The 13,775-nt window shown below is 68.5% G+C and carries 10 protein-coding genes and 1 pseudogene; 9 read left to right on the forward strand and 2 right to left on the reverse strand.

Annotated features, from left to right (window positions below; genetic code table 11):
• Window positions 1–449: 449 nt before the first annotated feature.
• The 3 genes from H165_RS0109115 to H165_RS0109125 all read left to right on the forward strand — a co-directional run bounded on the left by H165_RS0109115 (window position 450) and on the right by H165_RS0109125 (window position 3,582).
• Window positions 450–1,613 (forward strand): type III PLP-dependent enzyme, encoded by a 1,164-nt coding sequence (locus H165_RS0109115; RefSeq protein WP_017938625.1) that lies wholly within the window; start codon window positions 450–452, stop codon window positions 1,611–1,613.
• Window positions 1,614–1,796: 183 nt separating this feature from the next.
• Window positions 1,797–2,477: a Fe2+-dependent dioxygenase gene (locus H165_RS0109120; RefSeq protein WP_017938626.1), complete on the forward strand. Its 681-nt coding sequence runs from the start codon at window positions 1,797–1,799 to the stop codon at window positions 2,475–2,477.
• A gap of 7 nt (window positions 2,478–2,484) precedes the next feature.
• On the forward strand, window positions 2,485–3,582 hold the full coding sequence (locus H165_RS0109125; protein ID WP_017938627.1) for an alpha-hydroxy acid oxidase: 1,098 nt from the start codon (window positions 2,485–2,487) through the stop codon (window positions 3,580–3,582).
• 43 nt (window positions 3,583–3,625) lie between these two features.
• Here the strand turns inward: H165_RS0109125 and H165_RS0109130 are convergent, their stop codons facing one another.
• The gene (locus H165_RS0109130; protein ID WP_017938628.1) at window positions 3,626–4,384 is read right to left on the reverse strand and encodes a tetratricopeptide repeat protein; all 759 of its coding nucleotides are present in this window, start codon (window positions 4,382–4,384) and stop codon (window positions 3,626–3,628) included.
• A 188-nt stretch (window positions 4,385–4,572) separates the two neighbouring features.
• Between H165_RS0109130 and H165_RS0109135 the strand changes: the two genes are divergently transcribed.
• Complete coding sequence (locus H165_RS0109135) at window positions 4,573–6,783, forward strand: TonB-dependent receptor (RefSeq protein WP_017938629.1); 2,211 nt, start codon at window positions 4,573–4,575, stop codon at window positions 6,781–6,783.
• Between the two features lie 62 nt (window positions 6,784–6,845).
• Here the strand turns inward: H165_RS0109135 and H165_RS19970 are convergent, their stop codons facing one another.
• The gene (locus H165_RS19970; protein WP_420493622.1) at window positions 6,846–7,085 is read right to left on the reverse strand and encodes a hypothetical protein; all 240 of its coding nucleotides are present in this window, start codon (window positions 7,083–7,085) and stop codon (window positions 6,846–6,848) included.
• Here H165_RS19970 and H165_RS18495 point away from each other — a divergent pair.
• From H165_RS18495 to H165_RS0109165, 5 genes and pseudogenes are all read left to right on the forward strand, one after another.
• Window positions 7,032–8,673: pseudogene (locus tag H165_RS18495) on the forward strand (TonB-dependent receptor); the annotation flags it as partial. The gene H165_RS19970 and the pseudogene H165_RS18495 sit on opposite strands and share 54 nt — an antisense overlap.
• A gap of 150 nt (window positions 8,674–8,823) precedes the next feature.
• Window positions 8,824–11,388 carry a PepSY domain-containing protein gene (locus H165_RS0109150; protein WP_026146496.1) on the forward strand — a complete coding sequence of 855 codons (2,565 nt, stop codon included), beginning with the start codon at window positions 8,824–8,826 and terminating at the stop codon, window positions 11,386–11,388.
• A gap of 58 nt (window positions 11,389–11,446) precedes the next feature.
• Complete coding sequence (locus tag H165_RS0109155) at window positions 11,447–12,193, forward strand: 5-oxoprolinase subunit PxpA (protein WP_017938633.1); 747 nt, start codon at window positions 11,447–11,449, stop codon at window positions 12,191–12,193.
• Window positions 12,190–12,867 carry a 5-oxoprolinase subunit PxpB gene (gene pxpB, locus H165_RS0109160; RefSeq protein ID WP_017938634.1) on the forward strand — a complete coding sequence of 226 codons (678 nt, stop codon included), beginning with the start codon at window positions 12,190–12,192 and terminating at the stop codon, window positions 12,865–12,867. Before H165_RS0109155 ends, pxpB begins: the two co-directional genes overlap by 4 nt.
• Window positions 12,864–13,772, forward strand: coding sequence for a 5-oxoprolinase subunit C family protein (locus tag H165_RS0109165; RefSeq protein WP_017938635.1), 909 nt, complete (start codon window positions 12,864–12,866; stop codon window positions 13,770–13,772). The genes pxpB and H165_RS0109165 overlap by 4 nt, the downstream gene beginning before the upstream one ends.
• The last annotated feature ends 3 nt before the right edge of the window (window positions 13,773–13,775 follow it).

Below are 13,775 nucleotides of genomic sequence, written 5' to 3' on the forward strand. Positions count from 1 at the left end.
GACGACGGGCTCCTGATGGGCGATGGGCGGGCATGATGGCGTTCCGGTTGGGGCTGGACAAGTCCTTGGCGGATCGGCGCCATGGCCCGGGCGTTCTTTCAGGTCGTGGAGGCGGATTCGTGCAGCATTTCTGACGTTGCGTTGCGGATCGAAAACGGCCGCGCGGCCAGGCGCCATGCGGGTTGTGCACGTTCGGCAATTTTGGGTTGATCTGGGCGGGGCATGGTCCTAAAGTGCGCGCCCGAACGTCCATGCTGGAAACGATCCATCCGGCTCAAGTACTGACGACGAGAGGTTGCCGGTCCCTGCCCGGTACCGGTGATGCTCGGCGACATGCCTTGGGAAGTAGGCGAACCAAAGTGGGGAAACTGATCAGACGTTCGCGGTTCCAAGACCTGGAACCACTCCACCATTCCGTAATTTCGTTCAGCCATCTGGAGTCCCTGCGCATGTCGATCAAGGTCGAGGACTATTTCGCACCCGCCACTTTCCAACGCATGAAGGCGTTCGCCGATCAGCATGAAACCCCCTTCGTGGTGATCGACCTGAAGACCATCGCCGACGCCTACGACCAGCTCGTCACCTGTTTCCCCTACGCCAAGACCTACTACGCGGTGAAGGCCAACCCGGCCGTGGAGATCATCGAGCTGCTGCGTGACAAGGGCTCCAGCTTCGACATCGCCTCCATCTACGAGCTGGACAAGGTGCTGAAGGCCGGGGTGAGCGCCGACCGTATCAGCTACGGCAACACCATCAAGAAGTCCCGCGACATCCGCTACTTCTACGATAAGGGCGTGCGCCTGTTCGCCACCGACTCCGAGGCCGACCTGCGCAACATCGCCAAGGCCGCGCCGGGCTCCAAGGTCTACGTGCGCATCCTCACCGAAGGCTCCGCCTCGGCGGACTGGCCGCTGTCGCGCAAGTTCGGCTGCAACCCGGACATGGCCCTGGACCTCCTGATCCTCGCCAAGCAGCTCGGCCTGGTGCCCTACGGTGTGTCCTTCCACGTCGGCAGCCAGCAGCGCGACATCGACGTCTGGGATGCGGCCATCGCCAAGGTCAAGGTGATCTTCGAGCGCCTCAGGAACGAGGACGGGATCACCCTGCAGATGATCAACATGGGCGGCGGCTTCCCGGCCAACTACATCCAGCGCACCAACGACCTGGAGACCTACGCCGAGGAGATCACCCGCTTCCTCAGGGAAGACTTCGGCGAGGAGCTGCCGGAGATCATCCTCGAGCCGGGCCGCTCGCTGATCGCCAACGCCGGCATCCTGGTCAGCGAGGTGGTGCTGGTCGCGCGCAAGTCGCGCACCGCCGTGGAGCGCTGGGTGTACACCGACGTCGGCAAGTTCTCTGGCCTGATCGAAACCATGGACGAGGCCATCAAGTTCCCGATCTGGACCGAGAAGAAGGGCGAGATGGAGGAAGTGATCATCGCCGGGCCGACCTGCGACAGCGCCGACATCATGTACGAGAACTACAAGTACGGCCTGCCGCTCAACCTGGCCAGCGGCGACCGCCTGTACTGGCTTTCCACCGGCGCCTACACCACCAGCTACAGCGCAGTGGAGTTCAACGGCTTCCCGCCTCTGAAGTCCTACTACATCTGAGGCTCCGCCTGGTACTTGCGAAGGCCCGCCACGTGCGGGCCTTCGTACGTCTATGGGGCGCGTCGAAAGGCACGGGATTGCTCTGGATCAAGCGCAGCGGAGTGCGTCGCTGTCATAGTTGCGCAGCAAGATTTAGAATCATTCGCGACTTTGCCGCGAGCCCTGCCAGGAGACCCACGACACATGATGCTGACCATCCCCGACGTGCTGACGGCCGACGAACTGCGGCAATGCCGGGCGGCGCTGGAGGAGGCGAACTGGCAGGACGGCCGGCTCACCGCCGGACACCTGGCGATCAACGCCAAGAGCAACCAGCAGCTGGCCCACGACGATCCGCTGGCCCGCCAGCTCGGCGACTTCATCCTCGACCGCCTGGTGCAGATCCCGCGCTTCATCGCCGCGGCCCTACCGCTCAAGGTGCTGCCGCCGCGTTTCAACCGCTACGCCAGGGGCGGCACTTACGGCAACCACATCGACAACGCCATCTTCAGCATTTCCGGCACCCCGCACCGGGTGCGCGGCGACCTGTCCGCCACCCTGTTCTTCAGCGACCCTGAGGAATACGACGGCGGCGAACTGGTGGTCGAGGACACCTACGGCAGCCACCGCGTCAAGCTGCCGGCCGGGCACATGGTGCTCTATACCGGTGGCAGCCTGCACCGCGTCGAGCCGGTGACCCGCGGTGCGCGGCTGGCGGCCTTCTTCTGGATCCAGAGTCTGGTACGCGAGGATCACCAGCGCACCCTGCTGCTGGAGCTGGACGACGCCATCCAGGGGCTGACCCGCCAGGTGCCGGAAAGCCCAGAGCTGATCCGCCTGACCGGTGTCTACCACAACCTGCTGCGCCAATGGTCGCAGACCTGAGCTTGCCATGAACCAGCTGCTGCCCAAGCTGCAACGGATTCCGCCGGAAATCGCCGCGGTCGTCGACTACGAGCCCTTCGCCCGCGAGCGCATGAGCGCCCAGGCCTGGGCCTACATCGCCGGCGGCGCGGCGGACGAACTCACCCTGCGCGACAACTGCGCCGCCTTCCAGCGCCTGCGCCTGCGCAGCCGGGTGCTGCGCGACCTGCGCGGCGGGCATACCCGTCTCGAGCTGTTCGGCCGCACCTTCGATCACCCGATCCTTCTCGCCCCGGTGGCCTACCAGAAGCTCGCCCATCCCGACGGCGAGCTGGCCAGCGCCCTGGCCGCCGGGACCCTGGGGGGCGGCATGGTGGTCAGCACCCAGGCCAGCATCGGCCTGGAGGAGATCGCCGCCCAGGCCCGGGGGCCGCTGTGGTTCCAGCTGTACGTCCAGCACGACCGCGAATTCACCGCCGAGCTGGTGCGCCGTGCCGAGGCGGCCGGCTACCAGGCCCTGGTGCTTACCGTGGATGCGCCGGTCAACGGCGTGCGCAACCGCGAGCAGCGTGCCGGCTTCGCCCTGCCGGAGGACGTGGAAGCGGTCAACCTGCGCGGTCTGCGCCCCCTCGAAGGCCCGGCGGACGGGCGCATCCTGCTCGGCACGCCGCTCCTGGAGACGGCGCCGACCTGGGAGGACCTGGCCTGGCTGCGTTCGCTGACCCGCCTGCCGCTGCTGGTCAAGGGCGTGCTGGACGCCGAGGACGCCCGGCAGGCGCTGGCCGCTGGGGTGGACGGCATCATCGTCTCCAACCACGGCGGTCGCACCCTGGATGGCCTACCGGCGACCATCGAGGTGCTGGAGGCGGTCGCCCAGGCGGTGCAGGGCCGCGTGCCGCTGCTCATGGACGGCGGCATCCGCCGCGGCAGCGACGTGTTCAAGGCTCTGGCGCTGGGCGCCGATGCGGTGCTGGTGGGGCGCCCCTACGTGTTCGGCCTGGCCACCGCCGGAGCGCTGGGTGTGGCCCACGTGCTGCAGCTGCTGCGCGCCGAGCTGGAAGTGAGCATGGCGCTGACCGGTTGCCGAACCCTCGCCGATATCCAGCCTGAGCTGATCCTGCGCTGATCTTCGGCGATCTGTCGAGCTTCCCGCCGTCCGTAGCGGGGAGTCAGCTTCTTCCGTCTTCCAGCAGGGCCTGATAGCGCGCCTGGTCGTCCCCGTCGCCCAGCTCAGCCGCGCGCCGGTGGTAGGCGAGGGCCAGGTCGCGCAGCGCATCGGCCTGCGGCAGCGCCAGCAGGCGGCCCCGGCTGGCGCGCAGAAAGTTCAGGTTGCCGCCCTCCAGGGCCCGTTCGAGCCAGCCGCGGGCCATGTCGAGCCGGCCCTGTTCCAGCAGGCGCAGGGCGTAGCTGAACTGCCCGCGAAAATCCCCGCCCTCGGCCGAGCGCCGGAACCACTCCAGGGCTTCCTGCGGCTCGGGCTCGCCCAGCACACCCTCGTGCAGGTAGCGGCCGACTAGGTTCATGGACTTCGCATGACCCATCTCCGCCGCGCGCCGGTAGAGGGCGTATGCCTGCGCGTAGTCCTGGGCCACGCCGCGCCCGGTGGCGAGTAGGTTGGCCAGGTTGTACAGCCCCCAGTCCAGTCCCTGATCCGCCGCCAGCCGGTAGCAGCGGGCCGCCGCCGGCAGGTCCACCGGACAGCCCCAGCCGTGTTCGTGGCAGCGACCGAGCATGTTCCGCGCCATGGCATGGCCCTGACGAGCGGCGATACCGAACCAGGTGAAGGCCAGTGCCTCGTCTCGGGTGATGCCCCGGCCGTCGAGGAGGATCTGGCCGAGCAGCGCCTGGGCCTCCACGTCGCCCTGTTCGGCGGCGCTCAGGATGGCCTGGGCGAGGGCGTGCTCCTCCGCGTTGTCGCAGGCGCTCATGGGCACACCTCCCCGGCGGCGGTGGAATGGCGGCTGATGGGCGAGGAAACGACTGGCTGATCGGGCATGGGTTCTCGTCGAAAACGGGTTTGCTTACGGTTTTTTACAGGCGTAAAGATTTTTTATTGAAATTGATAATGAAATGCAAATAGGATTGCGCAGCTTTTCGAAGGAAGGGGGACCAATCCATGAGCAAGAAGAATCGAGTACCTGCAAGCTTTGCCCAGAAGCATCTGCTGTCTTCGGCCATCGGCCTGGCCGTGGCCACCCAGGGCGGCCTGGCGCTGGCCGCCGAGGCCGCCAATGGCCAGCTGGAGCTGGGCAACATCACGGTGAAGGGCGAGGCCGACAGCGGCTCGAAGACCGAGCGCTCGGCTTCCGCCAAGTACCAGGCGCCGCTGCTCGACGTGCCGCAGACCATCACCGTGGTGCCGCCCAAGGTGATTCAGGAGCAGCAGGCCCTGAGCCTGCGTCAGGTGCTGTCCAACGTCTCCGGCATCACCTTCAACGCCGGTGAGGCCGGCGGCGGCTCCGGCGACAGCATCAACATCCGCGGCTTCTCGGCGAACTCCAACATCCAGATCGACGGCCTGCGCGACAGCGCGCAGACCAGCCGTACCGATACCTTCAACGTCGAGCAGGTGGAGGTCATCAAGGGGCCCAACTCGGTGTTCGGCGGTGCCGGCACCACCGGCGGCAGCATCAACATCATCAACAAGCAGCCGAAGAGCGAAGCCTTCACCCGCCTGGGCGGCAGCCTGGGCACCGACAACTACCATCGCCTGACCCTGGACACCAACCAGCCGCTGGAGGGCGTCGGCACGGACAGCGCCTTCCGCCTCAACCTGATGGCCCACGAGAACGACGTGCCCGGCCGCGACGAGATCGAGCGCGAGCGCTGGGGCATCGCGCCCTCCCTGCGCCTGGGCTTCAGCGAGTCCACCCGCCTGACCCTGAGCGTCTTCCACCAGACCGACGACAACCTGCCCGACTACGGCGTACCGGCCCGCGACGGCAAGAAGATCGCCGGCGTGGACCGCGACGCCTACTTCGGCTGGAAGAACCTGGACAAGGAAGAGATCGAGCAGAACGCCTTCACTGCCAACTTCGAGCACGACTTCAACGACAACCTGCGCCTGCAGAACCTGACTCGCTACAGCCGCATCGACCGCGACACCACCATCTCCGCCTCGCACGTCAACGTCCAGGGCGTGCCGCCCGGCCGTTACCGTCCGGCCGGTCCGCAGGGCTACGGGCGTGACACGACCACCGAGATGTGGATCAACCAGACCAACCTGATCAGCAACTTCGACCTTGCCGGGATGCGCCACGATCTGGTGGTGGGCGCGGAAATCTCCCGCGAGACCCTGGACCTGAAGACCTACAACCACGGTCTGGGCAATGCCCTGTATCCGGCCGACGGCTACGACCTGGGCAACCCGCCCGGCCGCTGGAACGGTCCGATCAGCAAGACCACCGCCGGCTACACCGAGACCGAGCTGAAGGACACCGCGCTGTACGTGTTCGACACCATCGCCCTGCACGAGCAGTGGGACCTGAACCTGGGCCTGCGCTACGACAAGTTCAAGGGCGAAGCCGAGGGCTTCTCGGGCGACAAGGTGCAGACCTCCGACCTGTCGTCCACCGACGAGAAGCTCAGCGGCCGCGTCGGCCTGGTCTACAAGCCGGCGGAGAACGGGCGCATCTACCTGGCCTGGGGCAACTCCTTCAACCCCTCGGCGGAGAATCTGGCGTCCACCGGTGGCGGCTTGAACGAATCGAACGCCGGCGTCGATCCGGAGAAGAACGAAACCTGGGAGCTGGGCACCAAGTGGGAGCTGTTCGACCGCCGCCTGGAGCTGGATGCCGCGCTGTTCCGCGTCGAGAAGACCGATGCCCGCGAAACCATGGCCGACGGCTCCACCCAACTGGCCGGCAAGCAGCGCGTGCAGGGCGTCGAGCTGGGCGTGACCGGCCACATCACCGAGCAGTGGGACGTGTTCGCCAACTACACCTTCCTCGACAGCGAGACCCTGAAGTCGGTGGCCGATCCCGGGCGTGAGGGCCAGGCGCTGGGCAACACCCCGCCGCGCTCCTTCAACCTGTGGACCACCTACGAGCTGCCGGCCGGCTGGACTCTGGGCTACGGCGCCCGCTACGTCAGCGAGCGCAACGTGAGCTCCACCTCCCACGCCAAGCTGGACGACTACTGGCTGCACAACGCGATGATCGGCTACCGGGTCAACGAGAACCTCGACCTGCAGCTGAACATCAACAACCTGTTCGATGAGGACTATGTCGAGCGGGTGCGCCAGCAGCCGGGTACCGACGCCCGTTCCTCGGCCATCGAGTACGGCGACGGCCGTGCGGCGATCCTCTCCGCCAACTACAGCTTCTAAGCCGCCGCAGTGCCCGGAAAGCCCCGCCCCGTGCGGGGCTTTTCGTTATGTCCGGCCGTGGTTCAGGCGCTCAGCGCATCCAGGGCCTGACGGTCGCTGGAGTCGCCCAGCTCGGCGGCGCGGCGGTGGTAGGCGAGTACCAGCCCGGCCAGCCGGGCGTCCGGCACCTGGCGCAGGGACTGCCGTGCGCTGCGCAGGAAGTTCAGGTTACCGTGCTCCAGGGCGCGCTCCAGCCAGGTGAGCGCCTCGTCGAAGCGCCCCTGGGCGAGCAGCACGCCGGCCGCCTGAACCTGATGAAGCACGATGCCCACGTGGCTGGCCGCGACGCCGTGAGCGTCAGCCGCTGGGGCGTGGCGCCGACCATCACCTTCGGCTTCGCTACCCCCGACTCGCGCCACCCTGTCCTACTACCACCTGGAAACGGATGACATGCCCGATTACGGCATTCCGCTGATGACCGCGGGCATGGCCGGCGACGGCAAGCGTAAGCCGGTTTCCGTCGATCGTGACAGCTTCTACGGCCTGCAGTCGCGCGACTACCGCAAGAGCACCACCGACAGCGGCACCTTCGCCTTCGAGCACGACCTCAACGAGAGCCTGACTCTGTCCAACACCACCCGGGTGACCCGTACCACCCTGGACTACATCGCCACCAACCCGGATGACAGCGCCGGCAACGTGGCCAACGGCAATGTGTTCCGCTCTTCCAAGAGTCGCAACTCCACCTCGGAAGGCTGGGTCAACCAGACCAACCTGCAGGCCAACTTCACCACCGGCAGCATCGAGCACAGCCTGATCACCGGGGTGGAAATCAGCCGCCTGGGCGTGCACAACCGCTCCTACTACATCACCTCCGGCCCGGGCGCCGCTACCCGTCCGTGTAACGCGGCGGCGTTCGCCAGCGGCGACTGCACCAGCCTGCGGAATCCCACCTACAAGGATCGCTGGCAGGGCAGCGTGGTCGACAGCAACGCCTTCACCGACACCGACACCGATACCCTGTCCGGCTTCGTGTTCGACACCCTGAAGTTCAACGACCAGTGGTCGCTGAACCTGGGGGTGCGCTACGACGACTACGAAACCACCTCCCAGGGCCCGACCGTTCCCCGTGGTTCCAACGAGGTCACCGGTTACAACGATCTGGAGTCCAAGACCCACTTCTGGAACTACCAGGCCGGTCTGGTCTACAACCCGCTGCCCAACGGCAGCGTCTATCTGGCCTGGTCGACCTCCAGCAACCCGTCCGGCGAAACCGGGGGCGATGGTGGCGACAACCTGTCGGCCACCAACGCGATCCTGGATCCGGAACGCAACCGCAACGTCGAGCTGGGCACCAAGTGGGACTTCTTCGACGAGCGTCTGGGCCTGCAGGCCGCGCTGTTCAAGACCACCAAGAAGAATGCCCGGGTCAACGACATCAATGGCATCCCGGAGAACATCGGCGAAACCGAGATCAAGGGCTTCGAGATCGGCGTCAATGGTCAGCTGACTGCGAACTGGAACATGTTTGCCAGCTACACCTACCTCGACAGCGAGCTCGTCAAGGGCGCGCAGGACGCCAACCCCAGCAACGACGGGAACCGGGTGCAGAGCACTCCGGAAAACTCCTTCAGCTTCTGGACCACTTACAACCTGACCGATGCCCTGACCGTCGGTGCCGGCGCCAACTACGTCGACTCGCGCTTCGGCGATGCGGCCAACACCATCGAGGTGCCGTCCTACTGGCGCTACGACGCGATGGCCAAGTATGTGGTCAACAAGAACCTGGACTTCCAGCTGAACGTCCAGAACCTGACCGACAAGCGCTACTTCGACCAGGTCTACTCGGCCCACATGGCCCACGTGGCCCCGGGCCGTACCGCCCTGCTGAGCACCAACTTCCACTTCTGATGGCGGCATGATGCGCCAACCCCGCCCGGGCGACCGGGCGGGGTTTTTCATTTCACGGAGTGGCGAAAGGTAAGGAATGGGTAAAACCGGCTGCATGCGAGCGTTTCCCATTTACAATACGCCGCCTCCGAATATGTGCGGGACTTCAGCGTGTTCAAGAAAATCATCTTTCAGTTGCACTGGTTCTTCGGCATCAGCGCCGGGCTGGTGCTGGCGATCATGGGCGTCAGCGGGGCGCTGTACAGCTTCCAGGCGGAGATCTTGCAGGCCCTGAATCCCGAGGTGCTGCGGGTCGAGCCGGCCGGGCAGGCACGCCTGAGCCTCGACCAGCTGATCGAGCGGATCGAGGCGGCCAAGGGCTCGCAGGTGGCCGGCCTGAGTCTCAGCGAGGCGCCCAACGAGCCGGCACGGGCCAACATGCTGCCGGCGCCCGGGCAGCGCCGCGGCGAGATGGTGCTGGTCGATCCCTATAGCGGCGAGCTGCTCGGCGAGCCGAAGGGCACCGGTTTCTTCATGCTGATGTTCCAGCTGCACCGCTGGCTGGCCATGGGCGACTTCGGCAAGCAGCTGACCGGGGCCAGCACCATCGCGCTGCTCTTCTTCTGCCTCTCCGGTCTGTACCTGCGCTGGCCGCGCCAGGCGCTGAACTGGCGAGCCTGGCTGACTCTCAACTGGGCCAAGAAGGGCCGCTCCTTCAACTGGGACCTGCACGCGGTGACCGGCACCTGGGTGTTGCTGGTCTACCTGCTGGCCGCGCTGACCGGCCTGTACTTCTCCTACGACTGGTACCGTGCCGGTGCCACCCGTCTGCTCTCCGACGGGGCGGCCATGCAGGGCCCTGGCGGCGAGCGCCGCGCTCAGCCGGGGCGTGGCGAGCGGGGCGGCCGCCCGGCACCGCAGGTGAGCGTGGCGCGCCTTGCCGCCGACGACTACCAGCGCATCGAGGCGGCGCTGCGCGAGGCCGCCGGCGAGCGCCTGGCCAGTTGGAACCTGCGCCTGCCGGCGGCGGCCGGCCAGCCGGTGCAGGTCAACTACCTGCTTGACGATGCTCCCCATGAACGCGCCGGCAACATGCTGAGCATCGACCCGGTCACGGGGGCGGTGAAGGGCCATCGGCGCTATGCCGACAAGCCGGCCGGCGAGCAACTGCTGCAGAGCGTCTACCCGCTGCACACCGGCGAATACTTCGGCCTGCCTGGTCGGCTGATCATGGCCGTCGCCAGCCTGATCATGCCGCTGTTCTTCATCACCGGCTGGCTGCTCTACCTCGACCGCCGCCGCAAGAAGCGCGCCGTCAAGGCGCTGCGCGGCACGCCGGGCGCGGACTCCGGCGAGGATGCCTGGCTGATCGGTTTCGCCAGCCAGAGCGGTTTCGCCGAGCAACTGGCCTGGCAGACTGCCGGGCAGTTGCAGTCTGCCGGCCTGGCAGCGCGCGTGGAACCGCTGGGGCGTCTGGACGAGGAAGGCCTGCGCACCGCCCGCAATGCGCTGTTCGTGGTCAGCACCTTCGGCGACGGCGAGGCGCCGGACAGCGCGCGTGGCTTCGAGCGCAAGCTGCTCGGTCGCACCCTCGGCCTGGAGCAGCTCAGCTACGCAGTGCTCGCCCTGGGCGACCGCCAGTACCAACAGTTCTGCGGCTTTGCCCGGCGTCTCAACGACTGGCTCGGCCGCCAGGGCGCGCGCAGCCTGTTCGCTCCGGTGGAGGTGGACGGCGGCGACGCCCAGGCCCTGAAGCGCTGGCAGCGCCAGCTGGCCGAGCTGACCGGCGCCCAGCCGCTGGCCCAGGACGAGGCCGCGTTCGAGGGCTGGACGCTGAGCCGCCGCGAGCTACTCAATCCGGGCAGCCAGGGGGCACCCACCTTCCTGCTCGGCCTGGTCCCGCAGCAGCCGCGTAGCTGGGAGGCCGGCGATATCCTCGAGGTGCTGCCGCGCCACGCCGAGGCGCGGGTGCGCGCCTGGCTGGAACCCCTTGGCCTGGATGGCGAGCAGCCGGTGAGCGTGGCCGACCTGCGCCTGCCGCTGCGCGAAGCCCTGGCCGGCCGCCAATTGCCGGAGTCCACCGCACACCTGGTGGGCTTGCACGCTCAGGCGCTGGTGGACGCCCTGGTGCCGCTGGAGTCGCGCGAGTACTCCATCGCCTCGCTGCCCAGCGACGGCGTGCTGGAGCTGATCGTCCGCCAAGAACGGCGTGCCGACGGCAGCCTCGGCCTGGGTTCCGGCTGGCTCACCGAGCATGCGCCGCTGGGCACCACAGTGCTGGCTCGGCTGCGCCGCAACAGTGGCTTCCACGTCCCGGAGGACGACCGCCCGCTGATCCTGATCGGCAACGGCACCGGCCTGGCCGGCCTGCGCGCGCTGCTCAAGGCGCGCATGGTCGCCGGCCACTCGCGCAACTGGCTGCTGTTCGGCGAGCGCAACCGGGCGCACGACTTCTACTGCCGTGCCGAGCTGGAGGCCGCCCTGCAGAAGGGTGATCTGCAGCGTCTGGACCTGGCCTTCTCCCGCGACCAGGCGGAGAAGCTCTACGTCCAGGACCGCCTGCGCGAGCAGGGCGAGGAGTTGCGCCGCTGGATCGCCGAGGGCGCGGCCCTGTACGTCTGCGGCAGCCTGGAAGGCATGGCCGGCGGCGTCGATGCGGTGCTCCGCGAGCTGCTCGGCGACGCCGCGGTGGAGGGGCTGAGCGAGACAGGCCGCTACCGCCGCGACGTCTACTGAGCGGGCCGGGTGGCAGCGGCGCTTGGAGCCGGCCGCCCGGCGCTTTAAGCTCTGTCCCATGAGCAAACGCATCCTTCTCAACTGCGACATGGGGGAGAGCTTCGGCGCCTGGCGGATGGGCGACGATGCGCTCGCCATGCCGCTGGTCGACCAGGCCAACCTGGCCTGTGGCTTCCACGCCGGCGATCCGCTCACCATGCAGCGCACCGTCGCCCTGGCGGTGCAGCACGGGGTGAGCATCGGCGCCCATCCTGCCTATCCCGACTTGTCCGGCTTCGGCCGCCGCCACCTGGCCTGTTCTCCGGCCGAGGTGGAGGCCCTGGTGCTCTACCAGCTCGGCGCCCTGGACGCCTTCTGCCGCGCCGCCGGCACCCAGGTGGCCTACGTCAAGCCGCACGGCGCCCTGTACAACGACCTCGTGCGCGACGACGCCCTGCTCGAGGCGGTGCTGCGCGCCTGCGCAGCCTATCGCCCGGGGTTGCCGCTGATGGTCCTGGCTCTGGCCGACAACGGCCGTGAGCGGCGCTTGGCCGAGGCCGCCGGGGTGCCGCTGTTGTTCGAGGCCTTCGCCGACCGTGCCTATCTCTCCGACGGCCAGTTGGCGCCGCGACGCCTGGCCGGGGCGGTGCACCGGGAGCCGCAACGCATCCTCGACCAGGCCTTGGCCATCGCCCGCGGCGAGCCCTTCCCGGACATCGACGGCAAGCCGCTGCGCCTGGTGGCCGACAGCCTCTGCGTGCACGGCGACAACCCCGAGTCGCTGGCCGTGCTGCGCCGTCTGCGGGGCCTGCTGGACGCCTCGTGATCGAGCTGCGTCCCGCCGGGCCCGAGGCCCTGCTGCTGGTGCTCGCCGAGCGTCCCGAGCCGGGGCTGCCGTTGCGCATCGCCCGCCTGGCGGAGATGCTGCGCGCCCAGCTGGGCGCCGAGCTGACCGACCTGGTGCCGGGCTGGAACAGCCTGTTGCTGCACTACGACCTGCTGCGCACCGACCACCGCCGGCTCGCCGAGCGTTTGCGTCCGCTGCTCGACGCCTGGCAGGCGCGGCCGGGGGAAGAAGGTGGCGGACGCCTGCACGAAATCCCCATCTGGTATGCCGGCGAGGATTTGCCCGAGGTGGCAGCGGGCTGCGGGCTGTCCGTGACGGAGGTGATTGCCCTGCACAGCGGGCGCACCTACCAGGTCGGGGTGATCGGCTTCGCCCCGGGCTTCGCTTACCTGAGCGAGCTGGACGAACGCCTCGCCCTGCCGCGCCGGGCCACCCCGCGTACCCGGGTGCCGGCCGGCAGCCTGGCCATTGCCGAGCGGCAGACTGCCGTCTATCCCCAGGCCTCGCCGGGCGGCTGGCACCTGATCGGGCGCTGCCCCTGGCGGCTGTTCGACGCCCGCCGCGAGCCGCCCTGTCCGCTGGCAGTGGGTGACCGGGTGCGCTTCGTGGCCATCGACGAGGCCGCCTTCCGCCGCGAGGGCGGTCGGCCATGAGCCGCTTCCGGGTTCTGCGTCCGGGGCCGCTCAGCCTGCTGCAGGACGGCGGTCGGCACGGCTGGCAGCACCTCGGCGTGTCGCCGGCCGGGCCGCTGGACCCGCACGCCGCGGCCTGGGCCAACCGGCTGCTCGGCAACCGCCGCGGCGCCGCGTTGCTGGAGATCGCCCTGGGCGGCCTGCAGCTGGAATGCTTGGACGATGGCTGGCTGGCGCTGTGCGGGGCGGACGTGCCGATCCGCCTGGACGGCGTGCCCAGGCCGAACTGGTCGCGCTTCGCGGTGCGCGCCGGCCAGCGCCTCGAACTGGGCTTCGCGCGCAGCGGCCAGCGTGTCTACCTGGCGGTGCCGGGCGGCTTCCGCGGCGAGCCGGTGCTGGGCAGCCTGGCCTGCCAGGCGCGCGAGGGGCTCGGCGGTCTGCACGGCGACGGCAGTCCGCTGCGTGAGGGGGATCTGCTGGCCGGCGGCCTGGGCGACTTCCCCGGAGCGGCCAGCGTGCCCTGGCCCTTCGTGCCCGATTACCGCGCGTCGCGGCCGCTGCGGGTGGTGCCGGCGGCGGGGCAGGAGGAGGTCCTGCAAGGCTTCGTCGCCCGGTCCTGGCGACTCAGTCCGCAGTCCGACCGCATGGGCGCGCGGCTGAGCGGCGAAGCCCTGCGGCTGCCGCCCTGCGAGTGGTCGCAGGGCATGGTGCGCGGCGCCATCCAGGTGCCGCCGGACGGCCAGCCGATCATCCTCCAGGCCGACCGCCAGACGGTGGGCGGCTATCCGGTCCTCGGCTACCTGCACCCGCTGGACTGCGGCCGCCTGGCGCAGTGCCCGGCCCATGCCGAACTGCGCTTCGTGGCGACCGATCTGGAGACCGTGCAGCAGGAGTGGCGGGCCTTCCTGCGCTTCTTCGCCTGCTGAAGC

This window comes from Pseudomonas thermotolerans DSM 14292, assembly GCF_000364625.1.
In the GTDB taxonomy this organism is placed as follows: domain Bacteria; phylum Pseudomonadota; class Gammaproteobacteria; order Pseudomonadales; family Pseudomonadaceae; genus Aquipseudomonas; species Aquipseudomonas thermotolerans.